Annotated in this window: 13 protein-coding genes; 2 read left to right on the top strand and 11 right to left on the bottom strand. The window is 42.8% G+C overall.

The window, feature by feature from the left end; all coding sequences use genetic code 11:
- Positions 1–163: 163 nt before the first annotated feature.
- The 5 genes from NAF19_RS25270 to NAF19_RS25250 all read right to left on the bottom strand — a co-directional run bounded on the left by NAF19_RS25270 (position 164) and on the right by NAF19_RS25250 (position 4,871).
- On the bottom strand, positions 164–925 hold the full coding sequence (locus NAF19_RS25270) for a patatin-like phospholipase family protein (protein WP_252793147.1): 762 nt from the start codon (positions 923–925) through the stop codon (positions 164–166).
- Between the two features lie 9 nt (positions 926–934).
- A complete protein-coding gene (locus tag NAF19_RS25265; RefSeq protein WP_252793146.1) occupies positions 935–2,290 on the bottom strand; it encodes a DUF3943 domain-containing protein in 1,356 nt (451 codons plus the stop codon).
- A 103-nt stretch (positions 2,291–2,393) separates the two neighbouring features.
- The gene (locus NAF19_RS25260; RefSeq protein WP_252793145.1) at positions 2,394–3,362 is read right to left on the bottom strand and encodes an MlaD family protein; all 969 of its coding nucleotides are present in this window, start codon (positions 3,360–3,362) and stop codon (positions 2,394–2,396) included.
- A gap of 8 nt (positions 3,363–3,370) precedes the next feature.
- Positions 3,371–4,099 (bottom strand): ABC transporter ATP-binding protein, encoded by a 729-nt coding sequence (locus tag NAF19_RS25255; RefSeq protein ID WP_252793144.1) that lies wholly within the window; start codon positions 4,097–4,099, stop codon positions 3,371–3,373.
- Position 4,100: 1 nt separating this feature from the next.
- Positions 4,101–4,871 (bottom strand): MlaE family ABC transporter permease, encoded by a 771-nt coding sequence (locus NAF19_RS25250; RefSeq protein ID WP_252793143.1) that lies wholly within the window; start codon positions 4,869–4,871, stop codon positions 4,101–4,103.
- Between the two features lie 211 nt (positions 4,872–5,082).
- Between NAF19_RS25250 and NAF19_RS25245 the strand changes: the two genes are divergently transcribed.
- Positions 5,083–5,535 (top strand): pyridoxamine 5'-phosphate oxidase family protein, encoded by a 453-nt coding sequence (locus tag NAF19_RS25245; RefSeq protein WP_252793142.1) that lies wholly within the window; start codon positions 5,083–5,085, stop codon positions 5,533–5,535.
- 75 nt (positions 5,536–5,610) lie between these two features.
- Here the strand turns inward: NAF19_RS25245 and NAF19_RS25240 are convergent, their stop codons facing one another.
- The 4 genes from NAF19_RS25240 to NAF19_RS25225 form a co-directional block, all read right to left on the bottom strand.
- Positions 5,611–7,053 carry an MBL fold metallo-hydrolase RNA specificity domain-containing protein gene (locus NAF19_RS25240; RefSeq protein ID WP_252793141.1) on the bottom strand — a complete coding sequence of 481 codons (1,443 nt, stop codon included), beginning with the start codon at positions 7,051–7,053 and terminating at the stop codon, positions 5,611–5,613.
- A 292-nt stretch (positions 7,054–7,345) separates the two neighbouring features.
- Positions 7,346–7,960 carry a YdeI/OmpD-associated family protein gene (locus NAF19_RS25235; RefSeq protein WP_252793140.1) on the bottom strand — a complete coding sequence of 205 codons (615 nt, stop codon included), beginning with the start codon at positions 7,958–7,960 and terminating at the stop codon, positions 7,346–7,348.
- Positions 7,961–7,981: 21 nt separating this feature from the next.
- Positions 7,982–8,389 (bottom strand): VOC family protein, encoded by a 408-nt coding sequence (locus NAF19_RS25230; protein ID WP_252793139.1) that lies wholly within the window; start codon positions 8,387–8,389, stop codon positions 7,982–7,984.
- A 103-nt stretch (positions 8,390–8,492) separates the two neighbouring features.
- Positions 8,493–9,392 (bottom strand): helix-turn-helix domain-containing protein, encoded by a 900-nt coding sequence (locus NAF19_RS25225; protein ID WP_252793138.1) that lies wholly within the window; start codon positions 9,390–9,392, stop codon positions 8,493–8,495.
- A gap of 153 nt (positions 9,393–9,545) precedes the next feature.
- Between NAF19_RS25225 and NAF19_RS25220 the strand changes: the two genes are divergently transcribed.
- On the top strand, positions 9,546–10,841 hold the full coding sequence (locus NAF19_RS25220; protein ID WP_252793137.1) for a glucosidase family protein: 1,296 nt from the start codon (positions 9,546–9,548) through the stop codon (positions 10,839–10,841).
- 136 nt (positions 10,842–10,977) lie between these two features.
- Here NAF19_RS25220 and NAF19_RS25215 read toward each other — a convergent pair whose 3' ends face one another.
- Positions 10,978–11,706: an esterase family protein gene (locus tag NAF19_RS25215; RefSeq protein WP_252793136.1), complete on the bottom strand. Its 729-nt coding sequence runs from the start codon at positions 11,704–11,706 to the stop codon at positions 10,978–10,980.
- A gap of 59 nt (positions 11,707–11,765) precedes the next feature.
- Positions 11,766–12,362 (bottom strand): GDSL-type esterase/lipase family protein, encoded by a 597-nt coding sequence (locus NAF19_RS25210; RefSeq protein ID WP_252793135.1) that lies wholly within the window; start codon positions 12,360–12,362, stop codon positions 11,766–11,768.
- Positions 12,363–12,644: the final 282 nt, after the last annotated feature.

Raw genomic sequence — 12,644 nt, 5'->3', positions numbered from 1 at the left:
ATAAAACCTGTTTAAATCACGAAACACTCGGTGGTTGTTTTTTACTCCTAAACCGATACACAAATTAAATGAACAGCTTACTGCCACTGCATGATAACTATCAGATTTTTAACTGATTGTTGTCACCATTAACCATACGTACCTGAGGCATAAACTCAAAGCCTTACTGACGAACAGTTTCAGCCATGCTGGTCAGTTCTTTATTATCTTTGGCTGTCTGATAACCAACTTTGAATAATCTATCAGCATATTTGATATCGAACATACTATACTTATCCAATTCCGGCTCGAATAAAATGTCACATAAAGCGGAGTTTTGCGCTACATTTTTGGCAATAGCCATATGAAAGCACTGATCGAATACATGAAGCCTATCCAAATTTTTAGCTGGTTTGTAGCGGCGGTTTACATGTGAACCTATGATTTTATCGCATTTACCCGCCAGGCATTCAGCCGGCAGATTATTGAGTACGCCACCATCAACCAGGCGTTGCCGATCATGCTTTTTTGGCGTAAACAGCACCGGCACCGACGATGAACCGATCAGCACATCAATTAACGGGCCTTTAGAAAAAGTTACTGAAGTTCCGCTAATCATATCGGTAGCGGTTACATATAAAGGAACGGAGAGCCTGTCGAAATCATCCATAGGTAATGCCGAATTTAATATCTGTTGCAGACCTGTGGCAGTAAACAGCCCGCCGGAAGACAACACGATTTTAGCCAGGCTGTTATTTTCTTTAACAACGTTCAATATTTGTTTAGGAGCCATGCCTGATGCATATAAGGCGCCGATAATAGCACCCGCGCTTACGCCAGAAATTACATCGGGCATTATACTCATTTCATCCATTAGTTGTAAAAGCCCAAGGTGAGCGATTGCCCTGGCTCCTCCACCAGAAAGTACTAATCCTACTGTTTGCATCGTTTTAATTTATTGGATACTTATATCATACCTGGCAGATATCCTCAAATAAGGATAGTTGCGATTTACATTTGCAAAGCGAACGTAATGGCCATGCAGTGTAAAATATCCGCCCTCGGCACATGCAGAAAACCTCTCCGCAAACCGGTACCTCACTTCACTGGAAAGGGTGTGTAAAAAATAGTAAGACTTATTCCCGTTAACGGTTTTTAACCAGCCCCCCCTGTAGTTTAATGTGTAATAAAACTTGTTGGCGAATACCACACTTCCGCCGGCGTTTACTCCTATACCCATACCATAGTCATAGTTACGGCCGTAATACATGTAGCTGTCTGGTACTGCCCCTAATATTATTAGCCCGGTACCAAAGTTTGTATTTACTTTACAAATTTTTCCCAGCTTTAACTCCGAGAACAGGTTAAACTTTAGACTTTGCGCACTATAAAAAAACGACTGATTGTTAATATAATCGTAGTTGGCCGATAATACTACCAAATGGCGAAAATCCTCGGACGACCGGATGCGCCAGCCTATTAATGAACCGTACACGCTGATAATGTTCACTTTTGTAGAATCGTCCTTTCCAAATTCGGTATTTATTGAAATATTGCTAAACGGGGTTTTAAAGTCTTCATATGGTGTTCCATATAAAAGTTTAATATGTCCGAACCAGCCAAAGTCGCCCCCTTGTTTTCCTCCATTAATCTTTCGTATGCCGAGATCAAACTCCGCGTTTATAACGGAAGAGTCGCGCTCCGGTGAATTGGGAGCCACTTTACCCCATTTCCCATTCATTATCCTGGTTAAGCCATTCATTGGGTTTACTATCAGTCCAAAAACTTCGCTAACCTGGCGTTTAACGCCGCGTGTGCGATTATTGACGATCTTGTTAGACAGGCGATACGTCATCTCGCCCAATACGATCCCACCAAAACCTGTATTGATAAAATCGTTTGTTGCCGGTGGCTGATTTTCAGCAGCAGTTTCCCAAATATAACTCCCCACGAGGGCAGCCGGGGCAGCCTGCCAGAAACTATAGCCGTTGGCCCTGTACGCATTAAAAAACAAACTGCCATGATAAGGGTGCCCAAACTGATTAGTACCCAGGGGATCGTTATCAAAAGCCCAACTAGATGGTTTAATATTATTACTTAAAGTTTTAAAAGAAATATAATAAACTTTGGCATGTCTGATATACCTGTCTACCACATACGGTGTAATTTCAGCCAATCCTAGCTCCAGGGCCGCACGGCCGAACTTTGGTTTGCTTAAAGTATCTGGTAACCGGGCCTGAGCTGTCGACAATGCGGGTAAAAAACATAAAAAGATGAGTTTAAGCATCAAAAATCCGATCCTGAGTCTCATGATCGAGACGGTTTTAAATACTTAAGGTTGTCTGCCGCAATGGTCGCAGACGCATAGTTAATAAATAAAAAACGGGGCAACGGCTTACTTTTAAATATATCCATTATTTAGAAGTATTTTTCTTGTTTTTTGCCTTTTCCAGGTTTTTGAAATATCCCCTGAATAAAAAATTATGTTTCAAAGCTTCCATATTCTGGTTAAAGCCATCGGTTCCTTTTTCAATATTTTCGAGACTGCGGTTTATATTTCTGGCTGCCACGGAATCTTTTAGCAAAACATTCCAGGGCCCTTTGCTCCCTGTTAAATCTCTATTTAACTGTGTAACCAACTTATCTGCATTTTCGCCTGCCATGCGAATCCGCAGCATAGCCTCCTGCAAGTTTTTCGCGAAGCCGGTATCTGCCAACAGGATTCCTGCTCCACCCTTGCCTGCTTTAATCTGCGCCACCAGTGTATTAAGGCTATTGGTCATTTCACCTGCATTTGCAGTGGTTTGATCAATGTGCCGTAACGATGATTTCAAGCTCTTTCCGATGCCGTCGTCATTAAGTAAATCCATTAGGGCACTCTTATTAATTCGCAGAACAGTAATCTTTAAGGCTTCAGATATGCCGGCAATGTTAGTGTTGGTTTTAGCCAGCGTTTGCAGCATTTCATCCATATTAATATTTTTTTGACTGGCCAGTAGGTCCCCTTCTTCAATGCGTGGGCTTTCTCCGGGTGATGGCAAAATATTTACGATTTTATTTCCCATCAAACCCTCGGTGCCGATGGCGGTAACCGCATTTTTATGAATGTATGCCCTAACTTTATCATCAATTAATAAAGTAACCTCTATAGTAGTATCGTTAAGCAGTTTTATGGTTTTGACTGTACCGGCCTGTATGCCCGAAAACAACACGTTGCTACCTTCGGTTAAACCGTTTAAATTAGAGAAGTGCGATTTGACAGCAAAATTACTGCCGAACAGGTTGTGGTTTTTGCCTATCATGTAAAAAGCCAGGATCAGTACCATTAGTCCTGCCAATACAAATACACCGAGCTTTAGGTTGTTTTCTCCCTGGTTTGCCATAATAATATTTATTCAAAAAATTGCTTTATGTGTTGATCTGTTGAGCGTTCAAACTCGTCATATTTGCCCTGTGCATAACATTTCCCATCAAGTAGAAGCGCCACACGGTCTGCCGTGTTTTTCACACAATTCATGTCATGGGTAATAATGATTGATGATGTATGATATTTTTTTTGAAGCTTTAAAATCAGGTTATCTATTTCTCTTGCTGTTACCGGGTCGAGGCCCGTAGTAGGCTCATCGTACAAAATAATTTCCGGCTGAAGGATCATCGTTCTGGCCAGTGCGACCCTTTTAAGCATCCCTCCTGATAATTCCGCCGGCATCATTTCAACGGTATGGGGCAAACCCACATTTTCGAGGGCTTCCATAACCAGCCCATCTATCTTTTGCTGCGAAAAACCAATCCAATGCCTGCGCAGTGAAAACTCCAGGTTTTCCCTCACGGTCATAGAATCGTACAGTGCGTTCCCCTGGAACAGGAAACCTATTTTTGTCCGCATTCTGTCTAATTCTTCATGATTAAGATCCGGTATATTTTCACCAAACACCTTAATTGTTCCGCTGTCGGGTCTCAGTAAGCCAATAATACATTTAATAAGAACCGACTTGCCTGATCCTGATTTACCCAGCACTACCACATTTTCTTCTTTCCCAACCTCCAGGCTAAAATCATTCAACACCACATTGGCCCCAAACCTTTTATATAAATGTTCTATCACAATAACCGCTTCCATATTAATTAAGCCCTAAAATATCAGTGAACTGAACAGCCAGCAGATCGATTAGAAAAATCATAACAGACGATAGTACAACTGCCGAGTTAGCGGAATTGCCTACTCCCTGTGTGCCTTTGGTTGAATTGTAACCTTTATAGCAGCCCACAATGCCGATGGCAAATCCAAAGAAGAATGTTTTTGTAAAAGCAGGTAATAAATCGCCGAAACTAAGGCTGTGAAATACCTGGGTAAAAAACAAATGAAAGCTGGTTACCGAACGGATATTAACACCGATGTAGGCGCCAAACAAACAAATTGCGTCCCCCATAACAGTTAACACGGGCAACATCATTGTAGTTGCCAATACCCTGGTTGCAACCAGGTATTTAAAGGGGTTAGTGCCCCCTACTTCCATCGCATCTATCTGTTCGGTCACTTTCATCGATCCCAGTTCGGCTCCTATGCTGCTGGCTATTTTGCCGGCAAATATTAAAGCGGTTATTACAGGCCCTATCTCGCGCACTATGGCAATACCGACCATTACCGGCAATTGCGATTCTACACCATAGGTTACCAATGAGGGGCGTAACTGCATAGTAAGCACCAGACCCATAATAAACCCGGTAAGCGCTATTAGCGGCAGCGATTTATAACCAATCAGGTAGCATTGGTTAAATAATTCCTTTATCTCAAACCGCGGTTTTATCCCGATTGAAAAAAACCGGCCTGTGAACTCGGCTAGGTTGCCGGTCTCTCCAAAAAACTCGCGGATGTTTGCAGTGAATTTCATAGCCTAAAGATAGGCTGCAAGCCCTGCCACCCTTAATGACAACACTCATGAGAATTACTGATTTACATCACAAATGGTTAACTCTCAACAAATTTTAAAACCCCGTCCCAAGTGCACATTAACACATGATAATAATCAGCGTAAATAATGACACCTGTCATCTTTGCCAGGTTGTATCTAACTAATTTTACATTGATTAAAAAACACTATCATGTTAGGTAAACTGAGCGAGCTACAAATAGAAGATATGCTTAAAAAGCAGGTAACCGGGAGGATTGCCTGCTGCGTGCGAGGGGTGTCGTACATCGTACCGGTCAATTACGTTTACGATGGTACTTACATTTATGGGCATTCGTCTGCCGGAAAAAAAATTAAAATGATGCGCAAGAATCCAAATGTTTGCTTCGAGGTTGACGAAATTCAAAGCATATTCCGTTGGAAAAGTATAATTAGCTGGGGTAAGTTTGAAGAAATAACGGATGCTGATGAACGCGAGCGCACAATGCAGGGACTGATTCACCGGATTATGCCGCTTTCAAATAACCCCTCTGACCACCCATGGCATGGCATCACTAAAAACCCCGGCGATATAGAAAGCAAAGTAGAATTGATTATTTATAAAATACGATTGACAAAAAAAACGGGGCGGTTTGAAGATAATTAAATAAAAAATGCATCAACGGTTCAGTCCGCCCCAGCCAGACTGAACTTATTAAATGTTATAGTTGAGATCGGTAAGCTATGAATGCAAAGAAACCTGTGGTTGGTCATTTACTTCAGCCGCCCCGGTTTCCTGGTTTTTTATTGTAAAAAGCAGTTCCGGTTGATTTTCCTTAACGATTATCGTGTTGACCTTGCACTCATCTTTAATTTTAACCCGCAATGCCTCCTGTGCCGATGGTTCACCATGAACTAAGTAAACTTTTGAAGGTTTGCTGTTGAATTCTCCTAACCATCTGAGTAGTTCACCCTGGTCAGCATGTGCTGATAACCCGCCAATCTCTTTAACCTGCGCCCTCACCGGGTAATACTGTCCATGAATTTTTATTTCGGGCGCCTGGTTTAACAAAGCCCTGCCACGGGTACCTTCGGCCTGGAACCCTATCAGTAAGATGGTGTTTTTAGCATCAGGCAAATAATGTTTTAAATATTCCAGCACCCTTCCGCCTGTCATCATACCACTGGCGGCCAAAATGATCTTGCTGTTTTTTTGCCGGATGATTTTCCTGGTTTGCTGGTAGTCCTGGCTAATAGTAACCCCGCTAAACATTTGTGAACACTCCTTCGCGCTGATCATAACCCAGTCGGTGTGTTGCAGCAATGTCCTGCTTGCCGAGGCAGCCATCGGACTGTCAAGAAAAACCGGCAGACTAACAGGTATTTCCTTTTCCTGTTTAAGTTTATACAACAGGTGGATCACATCCTGGGCCCGTCCCACGGCAAAACAGGGAATCAATAAATTACCGCCGTGAAACAACATATCCTTTATTACAAAAGCCAGCTCATCTGTAAGCTGACTGGTTTTATGCAAGCGGTCGCCATAGGTAGATTCCATAACAATATAATCTGCAGCCTTGGGATGTTGCGGAGCCGGCAGCATTTCCGATTGATATCTTCCTATGTCACCAGAAAACAGAACGGTTTTATCATAACAATTAACCTCAACCGAACATGCACCTAAAATATGCCCGGCCGGGTAAAATTTAAACCAGATATTAGGTGTAAGGCGATATTCTTTTAAAACATCGATGGTGACAAACTTTAATAAAGCCGCTTCAACATCTTTCGTGGTGTACAATGCCAGGGCAGGGTTGCGTTTGCTATAGCCATGCCTGTTAGCTTTGTCTGCATCTTCCTCCTGTAGTTTGGCGCTGTCTCTAAGTATAAGTTCGGTCAGGTCGCGTGTTGGTTCACTCATGTAAACCTTTCCCCTGTAGCCATTTTTTATCAACAGGGGCAGATAACCGCAATGATCCAGATGCGCATGGGTAAGTAATATTGCGTCAATTGTCGTCACATCAACCGGCGGCTTTACCCAATTTCGCTCCCGCAGCGATTTGATGCCCTGGAACAGCCCGCAGTCTACCATTAATTTAAAACCAGGAGCAATTAATAAGTGCTTGGAGCCGGTAACTGTTTCGGCGGCACCCAATGATTGAAGATAGACAGATTGACTTTCCATATGCTTTTTTAGTGACAGCACTAAATTAAACAGAGGGCAATCGTAAACCATTGACCATCGTCATCATTACAAATGATGGATATCATATTGGGATCTGCAGCAAGCCCTTTACACAGTAGGATAAAGGTTCAACCGCGGATATTTACAACGAGACTCTGCTACGCGACATAAAGTCCGGCCTTGCAGCTTAAAATCAACGAGATCGCAGCAAAAATAGAAACAAGAGATGATAGCACTATTTCTTGTTTCTATTTCCAAGTAATTTTAAGACAGGGTGGCATTTTACAAGTGGCTATTTTTGGTGTTTCCAAAACCTGCCCTTTCCTTCGGCTATCCACTCCAAAGCTTCACTTATTCTTTTTTGTCGCGTCTCATCCGTTTTGGCATCGGTAATCCAAATAATATATTCCTTGCGGAAAGAGTTAGATTTGGTTTCAAAAACTTCCTTTACTTTTGGGTTAGCTACTAACGCTGCCAGCAGATAATCGGGGGTTTCCAGTACCTTGGGTTTGTCAGATTCCGGCTTCTCCCTTTTTATCTTGATGCTTTTTTCATTTAACAGCACGGCCTCTTTAAGCATGGCTATAAATTCATCGTCCGGTGGAAGATCGCTTATTTTGCTGATCTTCCCCAAAAATCTTTGGATTGGCTTCAAGTCCTTGTTTGCCTTCAGGCGCGGGTCCGTCATTAGGCCATCCTTCAGGAAGGAGAAAGAGCAATGATTTTTATAGGATGCCATTACAAGCATATTATCGCCATTATAATCAAAATGGGGCAGGCTCCATTTTATCTTCTCTGCGGCGCCCGGGCAATTTTCATGAATAAGCTGGCGCCAGTGCTCAAGAATGGGTTTTGCAAAATCTTCCGAGTTGGCTATGTAAGCATCTACTGCTGAATTGTAGTTCATAACGTTTAATTTTTAAACAGTTTACGATTGCGGGAACTGACTCATATCGAGATAGGCCATTTCCCATTTGTGACCGTCAAGGTCGGCAAAGCTGTGTTGGTACATCCAGCCGTGGTCCTGTGCCTTGGCGTATATCTTTCCGCCCAGTGATTCGGCTTTGCCGACAAATTGTTTCACTTCGTCTGCCGATGCGGCGTCAAGCGCAATGAGTACTTCGGTGGAGTGATGCGCGTCGCAAACTTCAGTATCTATAAAAGATTTGAAATAAGTGGCTGTAAGCAGCATCACAAAAATGCTGTCGCTAACAATCATGCATCCGGCTTTTTCATCGGTAAATTGCGGATTAAAAGAAAACCCTAAATTTTGGAAGAACTCCATAGACTTAGCCAGGTTCGTCACAGGTAGATTAATAAATACTTTAGTTGCCATGTTTTTAAACTGATCGTTTTGGATATATTTAATTTATCAGGCAAAAAAACTTAAACTAAAGCAGGAAATTTGGTCGAAAACTTGGATAAACAGGTCAATTTAATTACTTGTATTGTTTCCGGAACTCCGATGGCGGCAGGCCCACATGCTTTTTGAAAAATTTGCCAAAATTTGCGGGGTCTGAAAAGTTGAGCTGATAGGCAATCTCGGCTACCTCAAAATCGGTGTATTGAATGAGGGATCTGGCCTCGGCGGCAAGGCGTTCGGCGATAAAAGTAAGCGCATTTTTCCCCGAAACACTTTTGACTGATTGAGAGAGATAGTTGGCTGTAACAGAAAGCATATCTGCGTATTCCTGCACGGTGCGCTTATTGATATAATGGTTATCAATTAACTGGATAAATTTACGCAACAGGGTCTGCTGCGTTGTAGCCCGGGGAATTTCCTTTTTCTTCTCCAACGCAAAGTCTTCAAGGTGGTAGAGCAAGCCAAGTAACTGTATCCTTGCTTCAATATGCTGTGCTTTGGCCGACCTTTCATAGGCGTTAAATACAGCTTCAAAATGTTGCGTTAATTGTTTAAATGTGGCATGGTCAAACTTAAACAGGTTAGTATGTAACACATCAAATAAGGGAAATTGCTGGTGAAAGTCTGGCTTGAAGAATGAGAAGCATTCCGGCTTAAAATAAATCACATATCCCTCCAGGTTGTTATTATGAGCAAAACTATATACAAGATTGGGCGAATGAAAGACGAGATATGAATCTGGATCATGAATGGTTTGATCGCCATAATTAACTTCTATCTTACCGGAATTGAAGAACAGGGCAAAAAAATAAAATGAACGTTTAAACGGCGGCCGGTATACCTTCACTTCCTGATCTAGTGGCTTTAACCGTAAACAGTAAAAGTCTGGGTTAGTTGTTCGGCCCGGCCATGGAATAGAAGCCAGGAAATCGTTGATTTCTGTGTAATAGGGAAGAGCAGTTTTTGTTTTCTTCATAATATAAGCCACAAGAAGATTGATCCGAAAATAGAAAAAGAAAATCTATTCATCTACCAATCATAAAATGATCGATAAAAATTTGGAAATATTTTAAATGTGTTTATGTTTGTACATAATAACATATTGGCCATCGTTTAATTCCCTTTTTATATGAAGCTATCATTATCTGCCTTTTTTATTTTGTTATCAGCATGCTCAATAAGCGCCCAGACCCAATCCCGTAAAGCGCAGCTTGCAAAAACAATATTAGCGGATGCCCGCCTGGATACCATCGAAGCCAGGGGATTAAAACTGCTTTCGGGTTTTTCGGCCGGCACCTCATACGCTGAAGTTTGGATCCGGGATTTTAATACATTTATTAAAGGCTCGCTAAAAGTGCATCCCAAAGAGGAGGTAAAGAGCAAGCTCCTGATGTTTTTTAAGATCCAGGGTGCCGATGGTAATATTGTAGATGGCGTGGTTGACAGTGCTACAGCTAACGTAGGTTATGCATACCGTTATTCGCCATTACTGCGTGGTTGGGCCGCACATAAAAACACGGTGGAAACAGACCAGGAATCGTCGCTGGTGCAGGCAGTTAAAAAATACATTGATATTACAGGCGATACTTCCATACTTGATGAGGTTATTGGCAATAAAACAGTTATACAGCGCATGGAAGACGCGTTTAACTATATTCAAAAAGACAGATGGTCGGCAAAATATGGTTTGGTTACCGGGGCCACCACCATTGATTGGGGCGATGTTCAGACGGAAGGCGGCTGGGGTGTAGCTATTAACGATAAAACCAAATGGTCGGCTGATATTTACGATAACGCTATGTATGTTAAGGCGCTTCATGATTTTATAGCCATGAAACCCAAGAACTACAAAAGCACCAACGATTGGGCGGCTGTAGCAGCCGGAATTACCAAAAATGTACGCAAGTATTTATGGGATGCCAAGGTTCAAAAATACCATCCGCATATTTATTTAAACGGAAGCCCTTTTCCGTCCGGATTTAATGAAGACCGGATACTTTATTTAGGCGGATCTATTTGTGCTATTCAGGCTGGCTTTAATATCCCTGCCGAGGTTAAGGAAATAAACCGGCAAATGCTGGCAGCTGCTGCCAAAGAAAAACATGCTACCATCGGCATTACTGTTTACCCCCCGTATCCTAAAGAGGCGTACCCTAATATGGCCCCTTACAATTATCAAAACGCCGGAGACTGGACATGGTTTGGCGGCCGTATGATCGCTCCTCTCCTATTGTATAATATGCCAGCGGATGCCTACAAGGAACTGTCGCCCATGCTCAACAGGGTTATCGCTAATAAAGGTTTTTATGAGTGGTACAATGTACAAACCGGCAAAGCCGAAGGTTCCGGCGACTTTAGAGGCGAAGCAGGCGTATTATACGAGGCCATCACCGCTATAAAACAGTGGGCCGAAAAGAATAAATAGTTGGTCACATTCTTCAGAATCTTCAACGATATTTCGTGGCACTTTTAAAGGTTAAAAGTGCCACGAACTCTGTGTTTTTTCGATTTTGCGCTCCACTTCGCTGAATATCGAATCAACCCCAATTAAACCTGCTGAATTATAAATATAGCGCAACCATTTGCCGCCAATACCTGGGCCGGTGTGCAAAACCGCTCCATACATAAAATTGGTTGGCGACGCCTTTTGCCCAAAGCATCTGGTTAAAATAACGGTTGTCGTTTATGAAAGGGTCTGTTTCACCAATAGCCACAATGATCTCCATTGCGCGTATCGAATTTAAAAGTGTGCAGTCAGATATGTTCGGCAAAAACTGCTGCGGCATGTTGAAATAAATATCTTCGTTGTGATAGGAGTCAAAAAGATCCCTGAAGTCCTCGATTTTTTGGGTAAGATCGTATCGCCCGCTCATGCAGACTAGACGCTTAAAAAGCTGCGGATACTTTAATGCAAAATTGGCGGCATGGTAAGCGCCCATACTACAGCCAGCCACTTGCAATTGACTACCGCCGCTCCGTGACTGCATTAGCGGGACTACTTCCTTTAGAATGTATTGCTCATATTGCAAGTGCCGCCTGATACGATCTGCAGGGTGGATATTATTGTTGTAAAAGCTTTCGTTGTCGACACTGTCAACGCAAAACAGCTGGAATTCGCCGTTATTTATACGCTCCCGCAGGGCATCAACAATACCCCAGTTTTCGTAATCAAAAAAACGGGCCATACGGGTAGGGAAAAATAGTATCGCCCTTCCACTATGCCCAAAAACCAGCAACTCCATCTCCCGTTGCATCCGGTCGCTATACCATTTGTGATATTCCCTCTTCATTGGTATGGCTTAGTCGGGCAAATGTCCTTAAAACGTGTTAACTGAAGATAAATGCTGGGTTAACAATCGACACATATTTTATCAGCAATAATTGTTTTCCACAGGTTATACCCCTGGCTGCTCAGGTGCAGGCCGTCATCCAAAAATAAATCCCGGTTGGGCCGTCCATCAGCGTTGAGCATAGCCGTAAATACATCTATATATTGCCAATCGGGAAGGCGGTCGGCTATTTCCTTTGCTATCAGGCCGTTGGTAAAACTAAACTGGTCTGCAATGTTCCACCGTCTTACGCTTGGTTTTAGCGAAATAAAATAACATGGCAGGTCGCCAAAATGCTGTTTGGCAACAGCAGCCAGTTGCTGAAAAAAGATAAATATTTCCTCGGGGTGCCGGCCATCCCCCAAATCATTATCGCCCGCATACACAACTAACCGTTCGGGCTTATAGCCATGCATTACCCGGGCAAAAAACCAAACGCAGGCCGCCAGGGTCGAACCGCCAAAGCCAAGGTTAACAGGTTGCAGGTTGGGAAGATCGCTCTGCATGCTATCCCATAGCCGGATGGTTGAGCTGCCATAGAAAATTGTCCCGGCTTTATAACCTGTTTGCCGGCCGGTTGTTTCCAGTCGTTTTACTTCATCTTCGTACCAAAACATACCGGCAAATTTAACTTTTTGATTTGAGGCTTAATGTAAAAAATCAAATCATCGAGTAGGAAGTAAGGGATTATTTCCCTTACTGTCCTCTCACACCACCGTACGTGCCGTTCGGCATAAGGCGGTTCATTAAACATTAACAGTTTTCAGCGGGGTTGTGATGTTTTTCAGACTTACAAACCCCGCTCTCTTTAGAAGTGCGTTGTTTAAGGCGCTGGTAAGGATTGGACTATGTACCGTTCGCCAGTGACCCTTTCGGGTATTACCCCATTGGTAGGCTTG

The sequence above is a fragment of the Mucilaginibacter flavidus genome, assembly GCF_024055575.1.
Taxonomy (GTDB): Bacteria; Bacteroidota; Bacteroidia; order Sphingobacteriales; family Sphingobacteriaceae; genus Mucilaginibacter; species Mucilaginibacter flavidus.
Note: the sequence above shows the minus strand (reverse complement) of the source record. Positions and strands in the feature narration are given on the sequence as shown.